The 13,126-nt window shown below is 71.8% G+C and carries 16 protein-coding genes and 1 pseudogene; 8 read left to right on the forward strand and 9 right to left on the reverse strand.

Features of this window, described 5'->3' with window-relative positions; genetic code table 11:
- Nucleotides 1-98: 98 nt before the first annotated feature.
- Entirely contained in the window at nucleotides 99-1,439 is a 1,341-nt protein-coding gene (locus ACLQ2U_RS18590) for an ABC transporter substrate-binding protein (protein WP_425751940.1), read from the reverse strand.
- Between the two features lie 273 nt (nucleotides 1,440-1,712).
- Between ACLQ2U_RS18590 and ACLQ2U_RS18595 the strand changes: the two genes are divergently transcribed.
- A complete protein-coding gene (locus ACLQ2U_RS18595; RefSeq protein ID WP_425751941.1) occupies nucleotides 1,713-2,486 on the forward strand; it encodes a peptidoglycan DD-metalloendopeptidase family protein in 774 nt (257 codons plus the stop codon).
- 189 nt (nucleotides 2,487-2,675) lie between these two features.
- Here ACLQ2U_RS18595 and ACLQ2U_RS18600 read toward each other — a convergent pair whose 3' ends face one another.
- The 4 genes and pseudogenes from ACLQ2U_RS18600 to ACLQ2U_RS18615 form a co-directional block, all read right to left on the reverse strand.
- The gene (locus ACLQ2U_RS18600) at nucleotides 2,676-2,819 is read right to left on the reverse strand and encodes a GPGG-motif small membrane protein (protein WP_425751942.1); all 144 of its coding nucleotides are present in this window, start codon (nucleotides 2,817-2,819) and stop codon (nucleotides 2,676-2,678) included.
- Nucleotides 2,810-3,584 (reverse strand): annotated as a pseudogene (locus ACLQ2U_RS18605) (metallophosphoesterase family protein). The gene ACLQ2U_RS18600 and the pseudogene ACLQ2U_RS18605 overlap by 10 nt, the downstream one beginning before the upstream one ends.
- A 13-nt stretch (nucleotides 3,585-3,597) precedes the next feature.
- Entirely contained in the window at nucleotides 3,598-3,867 is a 270-nt protein-coding gene (locus tag ACLQ2U_RS18610) for a hypothetical protein (protein ID WP_425751943.1), read from the reverse strand.
- Complete coding sequence (locus ACLQ2U_RS18615; protein ID WP_425751944.1) at nucleotides 3,864-4,469, reverse strand: nucleotidyltransferase; 606 nt, start codon at nucleotides 4,467-4,469, stop codon at nucleotides 3,864-3,866. The genes ACLQ2U_RS18610 and ACLQ2U_RS18615 overlap by 4 nt, the downstream gene beginning before the upstream one ends.
- Nucleotides 4,470-4,629: 160 nt before the next feature.
- Here ACLQ2U_RS18615 and ACLQ2U_RS18620 point away from each other — a divergent pair, with 160 nt between their 5' ends.
- Complete coding sequence (locus ACLQ2U_RS18620; protein WP_425751945.1) at nucleotides 4,630-5,355, forward strand: dTMP kinase; 726 nt, start codon at nucleotides 4,630-4,632, stop codon at nucleotides 5,353-5,355.
- Here the strand turns inward: ACLQ2U_RS18620 and ACLQ2U_RS18625 are convergent.
- Nucleotides 5,340-6,032, reverse strand: coding sequence for an SDR family NAD(P)-dependent oxidoreductase (locus ACLQ2U_RS18625; RefSeq protein ID WP_425751946.1), 693 nt, complete (start codon nucleotides 6,030-6,032; stop codon nucleotides 5,340-5,342). The two genes, ACLQ2U_RS18620 and ACLQ2U_RS18625, sit on opposite strands and share 16 nt — an antisense overlap.
- Nucleotides 6,033-6,192: 160 nt before the next feature.
- Here ACLQ2U_RS18625 and ACLQ2U_RS18630 point away from each other — a divergent pair, with 160 nt between their 5' ends.
- The 3 genes from ACLQ2U_RS18630 (at nucleotide 6,193) to ACLQ2U_RS18640 (ending at nucleotide 9,485) form a co-directional block, all read left to right on the forward strand.
- The gene (locus tag ACLQ2U_RS18630; protein WP_425751947.1) at nucleotides 6,193-7,107 is read left to right on the forward strand and encodes a MurR/RpiR family transcriptional regulator; all 915 of its coding nucleotides are present in this window, start codon (nucleotides 6,193-6,195) and stop codon (nucleotides 7,105-7,107) included.
- Nucleotides 7,104-8,051 (forward strand): N-acetylmuramic acid 6-phosphate etherase, encoded by a 948-nt coding sequence (murQ, locus tag ACLQ2U_RS18635; RefSeq protein WP_425751948.1) that lies wholly within the window; start codon nucleotides 7,104-7,106, stop codon nucleotides 8,049-8,051. The genes ACLQ2U_RS18630 and murQ overlap by 4 nt, the downstream gene beginning before the upstream one ends.
- 444 nt (nucleotides 8,052-8,495) lie before the next feature.
- Nucleotides 8,496-9,485 (forward strand): sigma-70 family RNA polymerase sigma factor, encoded by a 990-nt coding sequence (locus tag ACLQ2U_RS18640; RefSeq protein WP_425751949.1) that lies wholly within the window; start codon nucleotides 8,496-8,498, stop codon nucleotides 9,483-9,485.
- Nucleotides 9,486-9,554: 69 nt separating this feature from the next.
- Here the strand turns inward: ACLQ2U_RS18640 and ACLQ2U_RS18645 are convergent, their stop codons facing one another.
- A complete protein-coding gene (locus ACLQ2U_RS18645; protein WP_425751950.1) occupies nucleotides 9,555-10,541 on the reverse strand; it encodes an NlpC/P60 family protein in 987 nt (328 codons plus the stop codon).
- A 494-nt stretch (nucleotides 10,542-11,035) separates the two neighbouring features.
- Between ACLQ2U_RS18645 and ACLQ2U_RS18650 the strand changes: the two genes are divergently transcribed.
- Complete coding sequence (locus tag ACLQ2U_RS18650; protein WP_425751952.1) at nucleotides 11,036-11,548, forward strand: DUF6232 family protein; 513 nt, start codon at nucleotides 11,036-11,038, stop codon at nucleotides 11,546-11,548.
- 4 nt (nucleotides 11,549-11,552) lie between these two features.
- On the opposite strand, the gene ACLQ2U_RS18655 is transcribed toward ACLQ2U_RS18650, so the two are convergent.
- Nucleotides 11,553-11,879 (reverse strand): DUF3817 domain-containing protein, encoded by a 327-nt coding sequence (locus tag ACLQ2U_RS18655; RefSeq protein ID WP_425751953.1) that lies wholly within the window; start codon nucleotides 11,877-11,879, stop codon nucleotides 11,553-11,555.
- A gap of 25 nt (nucleotides 11,880-11,904) precedes the next feature.
- On the reverse strand, nucleotides 11,905-12,327 hold the full coding sequence (locus ACLQ2U_RS18660; RefSeq protein ID WP_425751954.1) for a hypothetical protein: 423 nt from the start codon (nucleotides 12,325-12,327) through the stop codon (nucleotides 11,905-11,907).
- A 130-nt stretch (nucleotides 12,328-12,457) separates the two neighbouring features.
- Between ACLQ2U_RS18660 and ACLQ2U_RS18665 the strand changes: the two genes are divergently transcribed.
- Both ACLQ2U_RS18665 and ACLQ2U_RS18670 read left to right on the forward strand, forming a co-directional pair.
- The gene (locus tag ACLQ2U_RS18665; RefSeq protein ID WP_425751955.1) at nucleotides 12,458-12,778 is read left to right on the forward strand and encodes a DUF6158 family protein; all 321 of its coding nucleotides are present in this window, start codon (nucleotides 12,458-12,460) and stop codon (nucleotides 12,776-12,778) included.
- A complete protein-coding gene (locus ACLQ2U_RS18670) occupies nucleotides 12,778-13,104 on the forward strand; it encodes a hypothetical protein (RefSeq protein ID WP_425751956.1) in 327 nt (108 codons plus the stop codon). Before ACLQ2U_RS18665 ends, ACLQ2U_RS18670 begins: the two co-directional genes overlap by 1 nt.
- Nucleotides 13,105-13,126: the final 22 nt, after the last annotated feature.

Consider the following 13,126-nt stretch of genomic DNA (forward strand, 5'->3'; position numbering starts at 1 on the left):
TTTTCACCCCCCCGTCACCCCCCCCCCGGGGGGGGGGGCGGGGGGGGGGGGGGGGGGGGGGGGGGGCGCCCCCCCCCCCCCCCCACCACCGCCTCAGATCACTTCCAGCTGCCCTCGATGCCGTTCAGCACGGTCGCGGTGTCCTTGCCGTTGATCCAGTCGGCCATGCCCTTCCAGAAGGTGCCCGCGCCGACGGCGGCCGGCATCAGGTCGGAACCGTCGAAGCGGAAGACGCCGCTCTTGTCCTGCAGGATCTGGACGGAGAGCTTGTCGATCGGGCTGGCGACGTTGGCGATGTCCAGCTTGTTGTTCGCCGTGACCCAGTTGCCGAGCTTCGCGCGGCTGTTGACGTACTCGCCGGAGGCGAGGTAGGTCTGCACCGCCTGGACCTCGGGACGGTCGGCGTAGGCGACGACGAACTCGCCGGCACCCAGCACGGGCTTGCCCTTGGCCGGGTCGATGGCCGGGAAGTAGAAGGCGAACGCGTCGCCGTCCTCGGCCACCTTGGTGCCGTCGGGGAACTGGTTGGCGTAGAACGACGCCTGCCGGTGCATGGCGCACTTGCCGGTGGTGATCGGCAGGCCGGCCTCACCGAAGGCGGTGGTGCCGATGCTCTTCACGCCGCCGAAGCCGCCGTTCATGTACTTCTCGCTCTTGAGGATGGTGCCGGCCCGGTCGACCGCCTCAACCACCCGCGGGTCGTTGAACGGGATGGCGTGGGTGGTCCACTGGTCGTAGACCTCGGGGCCCTGCGTCCGCAGCAGCACGTCCTCGATCCAGTCGGTGGCCGGCCAGCCGGTGGCGTCACCGGACTCGATGCCGGCGCACCACGGCTTGGTGCCGCTCGCCGCGATCGTGTCGCTGAGCTTGATCAGGTCGTCCCAGGTGGTGGGGACCTGCCAGCCCTTCTCCTTGAAGGTCTTCGGCGAGTACCAGACGAAGGACTTCACGTTGGCGCCGAGCGGCACGCCGTAGAGGGTGCCGTTGACGGTGCCGTACTTCAGCCAGTCGGCCGGCAGGTTCTGCTCCGCCATGGCCTTGGTGTCGGCCCCGAGGGACTTCAGCTTGCCGGCGTCGGCGAACCGCTTGACCAGACCCGGCTGGGGCACGAACGCCAGGTCGGGCGCGTTGCCACCGTCGACCCGGACGGGGAGCTGCGCCTCGAACTCGGCGTTGCCCTCATAGTCGATCTTGATGCCGGTGCAGTCGGTGAACTGCTTCCAGGACTGCTCCAGCAGGTCGGCCTCCGCGTCCCGGATCGACGCGTAAATGGAGACCTTCTTGCCGTCCTGGCCCTGGTACTTCTCGTATGCGGCGCACTCCGGGGAGCTCGCCTTGCCGCTCTTCTTGTCGTCGCCGGTGCCGCAGGCGGTGGCGCCGAGCGCCAGCCCCAGCACGCCGGCGATCGCGAGAGCCTGGCGTGACTTGGCAAACGCCATGCCGTTCTCCTTCCTTGCCGGCGCGTCACGGGTGGGGGCCCAGCGCCGGTCCGATGGTCGTTCCCACATGTAAGCGCTTGCATCCCGTCCGGTCCACCCCCTACCGGACACGGCCCGGTAACAATCCCGAAACCCGCCCACCGGCCGTGGGTGCGCTCCCATGAGCCGTTGGGAGTCGGCGGCCCGATCGGGGCCCCGGACGCTTCCCATCGACGGAGGTTCCTGCCACTCTGAACGGCAGGAATTGAAGAATTTCAACATTGGAGGTGCTGGATGCGTAGACGGTGGTGGAGCCTGCTGGCGGCCGCCCTGCTCACCGCGGGGACCCTGCTCCCGGCGAGCCCGGCGATGGCCGCGCCGACCTTCAAGGTGCCGTTCCCCTGCGGCCAGTCCTGGTCCGGCCAGACCCGGTCCGACCACAGCCCGGCGTACGCGATCGACTTCAACCGGACGGACGACCTCGGCGACCCGGTGGTGGCCAGCGCCCCCGGCACCGTCGACCGGGTCACCGACCTCGGCGGCACCAGCTACGGCAGGTACGTCCGGATCGACCACGGTGGCGGCTACACGACCTACTACGCCCACCTCAACGGCTTCAACGTCTCGGTCGGCCAGACCGTGGGTTACGGCAAGGTGATCGGCTGGGTCGGCAGCACCGGTGGCTCCACCGGGCCGCACCTGCACTACGAGCAGCGGGTCAACGGCAACGACATCCAGGTCCGGTTCAACGGGTCGCTCGCCCTCTACTGGGGCACGAAGACCTACAGCAGCGACAACGCCTGCTCCGGCACCACCGGGTCGGGCACGGTGAACACGGCCGGCGCCAACCTCACCGTCCGCTCCGGGCCGGGCACCGGCTACGCCGCGGTCGGCTCGGTCGCCGACGGCACCAGGGTCACCATCTACTGCCAGACCAGCGGCACCACGGTCACCGGCACCTACGGCACCAGCTCGATCTGGGACCGGATCGGCACTGGTCGATACATCGCCGACGCCTACGTGTACACCGGCCACGACAGCTGGATACCCAACGTCCCGCGCTGCTGAGGCACGGGGGCACGGGGCAGGGGCGCCGGTGTCCGGGGCCCCTGCCCGTGGCGGGTCAGCCGCGCGAGCGGCAGACCGCTGCGGACAGCACGGCGCCGAGGTCATCGGTGCCGGGGGTCTCCTGTCTGGGAGGACGGAGATCCCGGAACCGACGACCCCGGCGGGTCATGGGTGGATACGAAGCGGGCATCAACCAGAGAAGACGCCGAAACCCGGGCCGACCACCAGGCCGACCACGATGAGGACGACGCCCCACAGGATCTGCCGGCGGAAGAGGGCCAGGACGCCGGCGACAATAAGTACCAATGCGAGAATCCAGAGAATCAGCTCCATGGCGGCTGAATACCCGAGCCACCGCTCCAGGAAACCTGGTTCTCAGTCGATGTGATCTCCCAGGTGGAAGACGCTGTAGGCCTGCTTGATCACGGGGTGGGCGACGTTGCGGACCCGTACCCCGCCCGGGGTCGTGCCCCGCTCGGTGCCGGCATGCGCGTGCCCGTGCAGGGCCAGCGCGGTCGGTGCCGAGTCGATCGCCTGACCCAGCTGGTACGACCCGAGGAACGGGTAGATCTCCAGCGGCTCCCCGGCGAGCGTGTCCGGTACGGGGGAGTAGTGGGTCAGCGCGACCAGCACGTCACAGTCGAGCCCGCGCAGCGCCTTCCCCAGCGTCTCGGCGCTCTCGTTGGTGGTCCGGACGAAGGCCTTCATCTCCGGCTCGCCGAAGTCGCTGGCGCACCGGCCGGCGAAGCCGCCGCCGAAACCCTTGACCCCGGCCACGCCGAGCCGGCCGCCGGCCCACTCCAGCACCGTCCCGGTCCCCTCCAGCACGGTGATCCCCGCGTCCTCCAGCACCTTGACCACCTGCGGCGCCTGGTCGCACTGGTGGTCGTGGTTGCCGAGCACGGTGATCACCGGCACGCCCAGCCCACCGAACTCCTGCGCCACGCAGCGCGCCTCCGACTCGGTGCCGTGCCGGGTCAGGTCGCCGGCGAGCAGCAGCACGTCGGCGCAGTCGGGCAGTTCCTCCAGGGCCGGCCGGAACCGGCCGACCACGTCCTCGTCCAGGTGCACGTCGCCGACGGCGGCGATCCGGATCATCGTCGGGTCCTCCTCACGGCAACTCCTCCGCCTGGGTCGGCGCCTGCGCGCGGATCACTCCGATGTCGCTGGTGATCGCCACGTCGGGGAAGCGTTCGGCGACCCGACGCAGGATCTCCTCCCGTCGGTGCGGGCTCTCCACCTCGCCGTAGAGGACCAGGCCGCGCTCCCGGCGGACCACGGTGATCCCCTGTTCGGCGACGTCCGGGTCCTCGGCGAGCAGCCGGTGGATCTCCGCCTCGACGTACTCGTCGGGCGGGCCGGCGGCGCCATACTCCGTCACGGTGTCTCCTTCCCTTCGGGGGTGTGGGCGTACGGCACGGGCATGCCCGCGTACGGGACCACGTCCAGCCGGTCCAGCAGCACCAGGAACGCCTCGGCGTACGGCGAGTGCTCCGTCTCCTTCCGTACCCGTTCCCAGTCGATCTGTTCCCGCAGCGACCGGGCCAGCGGCAGGCCGCGGGCGAAGTCGCAGTAGTGCTGGGAGAAGCTGAGCAGCTTGTGCACCATCAGCCGGGTGGCCGACAGCACCGGCATGTGGATCGCGTCCACCGGGCGGACCACCGTGTCGTCGAAGGTCTCCGGGGTCACCGGGGTCTCGATCGGCCGGTGGATCAGGTCCACCATCCGCCCCTCGTCGTAGACCTTGACCAGCCAGTCCTCCGGTGGGCGCTCGCCGGTGAAGCCCTCGGCCACCAGCGCCTCCAGCGCCCGATCGACGTCCTCCTCGCGGAGCAGGAAGTCCACGTCGTGCTCGCTGGAGTGGCCGCCGTGCGCGTAGACGGCGAAGCTGCCGCCGAGTGCGAAGGGGATGTCGTTCTGCTTGAGCACGGCGGCGACCCGCTTGAGGGTGTGCAACAGGCTCTCGTCCCCGCGCTCGGCCATCTGGTTCTCCCGTCATGAAGGTGGACAGGCGGTAGGAAATGACTTTGCGTACCCGGTAGGTCCGTCACCCACACCTCGGCGCCGCCGGGCGGGCCGGCACCGAGACCACCAAACGGACATATCCCCTCGCGGTGAGCGCGGGTCGGATAACCTGTGCAGGATGGTCAGAGCACAGCGGGCGACCGGCGGCAGGGCCCGACTGCGCCGCGTGGCCCTGATCGGCATCGACGGCTCGGGCAAGACCACCCAGGCGCACCGGCTCGCCGACGCCCTCACCGCGGCCGGTTGCCCGGCCACCTACCACCGCAACGCCGGCGGTCGACGCTGGCTCGGCCGGCTCGCCAACCGCCTCGGCCGCCCGGACGCGCAGCGCCTGGTGGGCCGCGACGGGCTGCTCGCCGTGGAGTCGGTGCTGCGCTGGCTGGCCATCGCGGCCGCGCTGCTCAGCTGCCTGATGACCGGTCGCATCGCCGTGATGGACCGCTACGCCGCCTGCCAGTACGCCAGCATCCGGGCGCACGGCGGGCACCGCTGGGAGCGGCTGGCCCGGGCCGGCTACCGGGTCTTCCCGCCGCCGCAGGTCACCTTTCTGCTCGCCGTCGACCCGGCCGAGGCGTACCGGCGGATCGAGCGGCGCGGCGACGACCACGAGACGATGGGCTGGCTGACCGCCGCTGACATCGCGTACCGGTCGCTGCCCGAGTACCCCACCTTCGTGCTGGTCGACGCGGGCGGTCCGCCGGACGAGGTGTCCCGCCGGATCCGGGCGCACCTGGCCGGCTGGCTTTCACCCGCCGCCGAGCCACCGGCCGCCGAGCCTCTGGTCGACGAACCCCCGGCCGGCGGGCCGCCCCTGGAGCTGCTGCCGGTTCAGGCCCTGCCGTAGACCGGGACGGACGCCCCGCTGGTCGGCGCGGACTCATCGGAGGCGAGGAAGCGGACCACCGGGGCGATCTCCGCCGGGGTGACCCAGCGGCGGTGGTCGGCGCCCGGCTGGGCGGCCCGGTTCGCCGGGGTGTCGATGACGCTCGGCAGCACGGTGTTGCAGCGCACCCCGGATGCCCGGTACTCGACCGCGACCGCGTTGGCGAAGGCGAGCACCGCCGCCTTGGCGGTGGCGTAGCCGGCGGCGCCCGGGAAGGGGGCGAGCGCGGCCCGGGCCGACACGCAGACCACTGCGCCACCGCCGGCCGCCATCAGGTGCGGCAGCGCCGCCTGGGTGACCAGGTAGGTGGGGCGCAGGTTGATCGTCAGCATCCGCTCGAACTCCTCGACCGGCGTCTCGTGCACCCGGCCGCCGCTGGCGTACCCGCCGACCAGGTTGACCACGGCCCGCAGCGGCGCCGCCGGGTCGCCGGCGGCGACCTCGACGGCGCGGGCCACGCCCGCCGGGTCCATGAGGTCCGCGGTCAGCCGGACCGGGCCCGGGCCCGCCGGCCGCGTCGCGGGCCCGCCCTCCCGCTGGGGTACGACGACCCGCCAGCCCGCCTCGGCGAAGGCGGCGGTGACCGCCCCGCCCAACCCGCCGGTGCCACCGGTGACCAGCACACTGCGTTCCGCCATGCGCCACACCGTAGCCTGGTCGATTCGACCTGGCCGGACGAGGCGGGTCGGGCTGCGGGAATGGCAGTCTGTGCGGGGGCGGGACCGGTGCGGGGGATACTTCTGTGAGATGGGCGCGGTCATGGTTGACGCTCGGGTCGTATGAAAGTAAGTTTCATCCGTGGTGAAGAGTCCGAAGATTTCTGCGGGTCACGAGACCGGTGGGCTGATCGTCCACATCAGTGGCCTGCTCCCGTCGCTGTCGCCCGCCGAGCAGCGGGTGGCCCGGCTGGTCGTCGCCAACCCGGCCGACGCCGCCCGGCGGACCATCACCGACCTCGCCACCGCCGCCGAGACATCGGAGGCCACCGTCATCCGGTTCTGCCGGTCGGTCGGCATGGACGGCTACCCGCAGCTGCGGATCCGGCTCGCCGCCGAGGCCGCCCGGCGGGTCGAGCCGCCGGACGCCCGGGTGGTGGGCGGTGACATCCCGCCCGGCGCCGACCTGGCGCAGATCATCGCCACCATCGCGTTCAACGACGCCCGGGCGGTCGAGGAGACCGCCGAGCAGCTCGACCCGGCCGTCTGCGAGCAGGTGGTGGAGGCCATCGTCGCCGCCGGTCGGATCGACGTCTACGGCGCCGGGGCCAGTGGCTTCGTCGCCTCCGACTTCCAGCAGAAGCTGCACCGCATCGGCCGCACCGCGTTCTACTTCCCGGACGTGCACACCGCGCTGACCTCGGCCGCGCTGCTCGGCAAGGGCGACGTCGCGGTGGGCATCTCGCACACCGGCACCACCTCCGACGTGATCGAGGTGCTCGAACAGGCACGGGCCCGGGGCGCCGCGACCGTGGCGCTGACCAACTTCCCCCGCTCGCCGATCACCGAGGTGGCCGACTTCGTGCTCACCACGGCCGCCCGCGAGACGACGTACCGCTCCGGCGCGATGGCCAGCAGGCTGGCCCAGCTCACCGTGGTCGACTGCCTCTTCGTCGGGGTGGCCGCCCGGAACCGGGCGCGCGCCCGTAAGGCACTGGAGGCGACCGCCGAGGCGGTGCGGTCCCACCGGGTCGGCTCCGGCCGGAGGCGCTCGTGACCGCCGGCAAGGTGGAGCCGGAGGGGGTGGCCGTGGTGCGGGCGGTGGTCCGGGTGGGCGCGCCGACGGAGCGGCGCAACCCGCACAGCGTCGACCTCGACCTGATGTCGACCCGCGACGTGCTCACCGTGATCAACGACGCCGACCGGCGGGTGCCGGCCGCGGTCGCCGAGGTCCTTGACGAGATCGCCGTCGCCGTCGACCTGGCCGTGACGGTGCTGCGCGGCGGGCACCGGGTGCACTACTTCGGGGCCGGCACCTCCGGGCGGCTCGGCGTGATCGACGCCGCCGAGCTGGCGCCGACGTTCAACTCCCCGCGGGACTGGTTCTGTGCCCACCTCGCCGGTGGCCCGGACGCGATGTGGCGCGCCGTCGAGGACGCCGAGGACGACGACCTCGGCGGCGCCGCCGAGGCCGCCCGCTGCGTACGTCCCGGCGACCTGGTCGTCGGGCTGGCGGCCAGCGGTCGCACCCCGTACGTCCTGGGGGCACTCGCCACCGCGCGGGCGCAGGGCGCCTCGACGGTGCTGCTCTGCGCGAACCCGGAGGCGGTGGCCGCATCGTCGGTCGACGTGTTCATCGGGGTGGACACCGGACCCGAGGTGGTGACCGGGTCGACCCGGATGAAGGCGGGCACCGCGCAGAAGCTGGTGCTGAACACCTTCTCCACGGCGGTGATGGTGCGGCTCGGCCGCGTCTACTCCAACCTGATGATCGACATGGTGGCGACCAACGCCAAGCTCCGGGGCCGGATGATCTCCATCCTGATGGAGGCCACCGGCTGCTCCGAGGAAATCTCCCGGCGGGCCCTGCACGAGGCCGACGGCGACCTGAAGACCGCGCTGGTCTCGCTGCTCTCCGGGGCCGGCGTCAGCGCCGCGCGGGCCGCGCTGGCCCGCTCCGCCCACCAGGTCCGCGGCGCGCTCGCCCTGCTCGCCTCCTGATCCCCGCCCGCGCGGGTCCCCCGCTCGGGGTGACGCGGAACACGCTCCGGACGGGACGTGCGCCACGCCCCGGATTGTTGTCCAGGGCGTGGGGTAATCCAGATTCCATGGATGAACCGACCGGCCGACCGGTGCGTATCCAGCAGTGACCAGGATCGCAGCCGGACGGTGACGAGGGTCGCTGTGTTCTTGGAGCGCGCAATGATGCGATGCCCCGGGAGCGGACGACGATACCCCGTCCCACCAGCCCGTTCGTGGTGCCCATCGGCGAGCCGCCAGACGGGGTGCTGACAGCAAACGTGGACCGGGCTTACAGCTGATACTCAGGCATTCGTGACACTTTCGACTCACGACATGGAATCCCCGACACGTCTCATCTGTTGTGCAGGTGTCAGCGCCGGCGGAAACAGCGGGAGTTACGGGGGAGGGCTGATGGACGTGGGGATGGCAAGGAACCGGGCAACCGGCGCGAGCGAGGGGACCGTGGGCAACGTGGACAAGAAGATTGGCATGCGAACCGACGAGGTTGCCGAGGAGCGCGACCTGGTCGGCGTCTACCTTCACGAGATCTCCCGGACGCCACTGCTGGACGCCGCCAAGGAGGTCGATCTCTCCAAGGCGATCGAGGCCGGCCTCTACGCCGAGCACCTGCTCGGCGAGGACCGCGTACCCGCCGGCGTCGACCGGGACGACCTGGAGCGTCTGGTCGTCGAGGGCGAGCGGGCCAAGGACCTCTTCATCCGGGCCAACCTGCGGCTGGTCGTCTCCATCGCCCGCCGCTACGTGCGGTCCGGGATGCCCATGCTGGACCTGATCCAGGAGGGCAACACCGGTCTGGTGCGCGCCGTCGAGAAGTTCGACTACGAGCGCGGCTACAAGTTCTCCACCTACGCCACCTGGTGGATCCGCCAGGCCATCAGCCGGGCGATCGCCCAGCAGGAGCGCACGGTGCGTCTGCCCGTGCACCTGGTGGAGGACGTCAACCGGATGCGCAACATGGCCCGGCAGCTCACCCGTGAGCTGGGCAGCGACCCGGAGCCGGAGCAGATCGCGAACGCCCTCGGCGTCACCGTCGAGCGGGTCAACGAGCTGGTCCGCTGGTCGCAGGACACCGTCTCGCTGGACACCCCGATCGGCGACGACGGCGACACCAAGCTCGGCGACCTGGTCGCCGACAGCGACGCCCCCTCGCCGGAGGACATCGTCCTCACCGGCCTGGAGCGGCAGCGCATCGAGGGTCTGCTCAACCACCTCGACGACCGGTCCGCCGGCATCATGCGGGCCCGGTACGGGCTGGAGGACGGGCGGGAGCACTCGCTGACCGAGGTCGCGTCGCGCTTCTCGCTCTCCCGGGAGCGGATCCGCCAGCTGGAGATCCAGGCGCTCGGCCGGCTCCGCGAGCTGGCCCGGGCCGAGGGGCTCCAGGCGGCCTGACCTGGTAGTAATGACGGCGAACGGCCGGCGTCCGATAGGGGGACGCCGGCCGTTCGCCGGGTCGGTGGGTCAGCCGACCCGGCCGTAGCCGGCGATGCTCATCATGTTCATGTCCCGCTTGAGCACGTTGCGACCGGCGCTCGGCGCGTCGATCACCTGCCCGCTGCCGACGTAGAGGGCGACGTGCCCCAGCCCTGAGTAGAAGACCAGGTCGCCCGGGCGCAGCGCGCTGCGGCTGACCCGCGACGTGGCGTTCCACTGCATCGCCGCGTTGTGCGGCAGCGACTTGCCGGCCGCCCGCCAGGCGGCGAGGGTCAGGCCCGAGCAGTCGTACCCGTCCGGGCCGTCACCGCCCCAGACGTACGGCTTGCCGATCGCCCCGTACGCGTACCGCACCGCCGTCCCGGCGGCGCCGGAGACCGCTGGCGCGGCGGTGCTGGCAGGGGAGGCAGCGGACGACGCCGGTCGGGGCGCGGGCGCCTCGGTGGCCCGCCCGTAAGCCTCCCGGCGCAGGTCGTACAGCTTCGCCAGGTCCTGCTCGATCTTCTTTTTGGTCGCCGTGATCGTGCGCGACTGGGCGTTCTGCCGGGCGAGCGTCGCGTCCAGCCGGGCCTTCTCGTCGAGCAGCTTCCGCTGGTTCGTGGTGAACCCGGCGATCCGCTCCTGGCGCTGCCGGGTGACCTGGTCGATCGTGCTGAGCTTGTCCATCAGCGAACCGGAGCCCGGTTCGAGCAGTGCCTCGGCGGTCCGGAGGCCACCCGTCTTGTACGCGGTGGCGGCCAGCTTGGCGACGTCGGCACGGCTCTGCGTGGTCTGCGCCTCGAGCGGGCCGATCTTCGCGTGCAGCCGGGCCGCGGTCTGTTTGTTGGTCTTGATCTCCTCGTTGAGCTTGTTGTAGGACTCGACCACCCGTTCCAGCTCGGTCGAGGACTTCTCTATCCGCGCCGTCAGCTCGCCGACGGACGGCTCGGCCCGGGCCACCCCCGTGGGGGCGACGAGCAGGGCTGACAGTCCGGCGATCACGAGCGTGCGCAGCAGCATCCGTGAGGACGACAAGAGCGGATGACTCCTCTTCCACGGGTCACCGGAGGATGCTGACGCCTCCGACGACACCGGCCCGGGGCCGTCCGGATGGACGGCGGCCGACCGTGCCGGCCCGCCCAACCTAGCCTGTGACGGGAGTCGACCGCAGTGGAAGCAGGGGCGAATGTTGGCAAAGAGGCAGGAATTGCCATTGCGTGCAGTGACACACCGTCACACGCCTGGTGCCACGGCAATCGGCGTTCGGGGTTGAATCGGGTGATCGGTCCGGTGAGTCTGATTCGTCGTTCCCGGCGGATACCGGGGCGGATCGCGGGATAACAGACGGACAAATCCGGAATGGGAGCTGGTTGTCGGCGTGGCCGGCAGCTCGGCCGGACCGAACGGCCCGGAAATGACGCGGCGGGGCTGGCGGGGCGGCAACAGAATGGAGTCCGGAGCCGGGATTCCCGCCCTGTGCGGGCACGTCGCGGTGGGAGCGTCCGGCCCCGCGGCCCTGGGAGGACGCCGTGCAGACAGACCGTTCCGCCACCCGCCCGCCGCCCGCCTCGCGCGGGACCACGCTGCTCTACGCCCGACCCGGGATCGTGGTGACCACCGAGCGGTTCACGGTCGGCCGGAACACCTTCGCGGTCGCCGACCTGACCCACGTGTGGACCGCGCGCGGGCCGCACGACCGGCTGGCGGTCCGCGCCGTCGTGGTCACCGCCGTCATGATCGGGGGCACGGGCGTCCTGCTCGGGTTCACCGGCGGGCTGGAACGGCTCACCGCCGGGGCGTACCTGACGCTGGGGGTGGTCTCGCTGCTGCCGGTGCTGCTGGTGCTCGCCGGAGACTGGTGGCGTCCGCCGGCGTACGAGCTGCGGGGGCACTGCCACGGCGCCGAGGTGCTGCTGTTCAGCAGCGACGACGCGGACCAGTTCACGCAGGTGGCCGAGGCGCTGACCCGAGCCAGGGAGCTGTCCCGGCCGGACGACCAGGACCCGCTGGCCGGTTCCGGCTACTGGCGACCGCGCAGCTGACCGGTCAGAGGGCGACCGGTTCCGGGGTGCGCGGCCGCTGGGCGGTGAGTTCCCGGGTGACCTTGCGCTCGGCGACGAACGACACGAACGGCACCGTGCCGGCGAGCATCACCAGCAGCATCCGCTTCAGCGGCCAGTTCACCCGGCGGCCCAGGTCGAACGTGGCGGCCAGGTAGAGCATGTAGAGCCAGCCGTGCGCGGTGCCCACGACGGCCACCACGACCGGCTCGTCGAACGCGTACTTCATCGGCATGCCGATCAGCACCAGCACGGCCAGCGCCACGCCCACGATCCAGGCGATCACGCGGTACCGGGTAAGGGCTCCGCCCACCGTCGTCCGTCCTTCCGCACCGGCCTCAGCCGGGATAGTCACCGGGCCGGGCGCCCGGGTTGGCGTTCAACCATGTCAGGTAGCGGTTGTACTCGGCCAGGTCGGCGTCGTCGGCCACCTCGGGCGCGGCCGGCACCCGGGCCACCCGCACCGGGCGGCGTACCCCGGGGGTCGCCACGACGTCACCGACCGTGACCGCCTCCGCCGGCCCGTCGGCGGCGTCGCCCGCGGGGGCCGACGGTGCACGCAGCGTGTGCCGCATCTCACGCCACCAGACGAAGACCACGAAGCCGGCGAAGATCGGCCACTCCACCGCGTACGCCCAGCTGAGCGTGTTGCCCGAGGCGGCCCGGCTGATCTGCCACCAGCCCAGCCCCAGGAACCCCACGACCAGCACGACCATGGCCACGTGGCGGGCGATCCACCCCGGTGTCCAGAGCCGCTTCATGCCATCGAGGGTACCGGGGTGGCCGGGCGTCTCCGACGCGGTGTCGTAGTCGTGCCGTGTTCGAGGGTTTGGTGACACCCGGTGTGGGCATCCGTCTAGACGCCAGCCCAAACGAGACCAGGGGGGCGACATGACCGAATCAGTACGCCAGTCCGGTGACGCCAGCCCGGAGCAGCGGGTGCCCGAGTGGGACGGCGACCACGTCCACGACACCCGCGCGTCCGGCGCCGACCTCGACGGCGAGTTTCTCGGGGTGGACCCGGCAGAGCTGGGCGACGAGGACCTGATCCGCGAGATGCAGAGCCTGCACCGGACCCGGCTGGACACGCTGCGCCACGCGGCCGACTCCGCGCTCGCCAACCACCTGCGGCGCACGGCCGAGTTGGAGACCGAGTACCTGGCCCGGCATCCCGGCCGCGAGGTCGACCCGAGCCGGCTGCGGGACGCCTGATGGGGACGCGGGCCGAGCGCGGGATGTCCGCCCCGCCCGAGGTGGTGTTCAACACCGCCACCGACCCGGACCGGGCGTCCGCCTGGCTGCCCGAGCCGCTGCGCCGGGACGGCGGGGAACGCCCGCAGGCCAGCGCCGCGCAGCTGCGGGCCCGGTGGAGCAGCGACTCCGCCCCGGGCTGGTCGGCCGAGATCCAGGTGGAGCCGATGGATGCCGGCGGCTCCCGGGTGCGGCTGGACCTCTCCGGCGCTGACGCCGACGGACTCGCCGACGAGACCCTGGCCAACCTCGAACGCGAGGTCGACGACAACCTGACCGCTGGTTGAGCACCCCCGCCGACCGGCCGTG

The organism is Micromonospora sp. DT47 (genome assembly GCF_049844475.1).
Lineage (GTDB): Bacteria > Actinomycetota > Actinomycetes > Mycobacteriales > Micromonosporaceae > Micromonospora.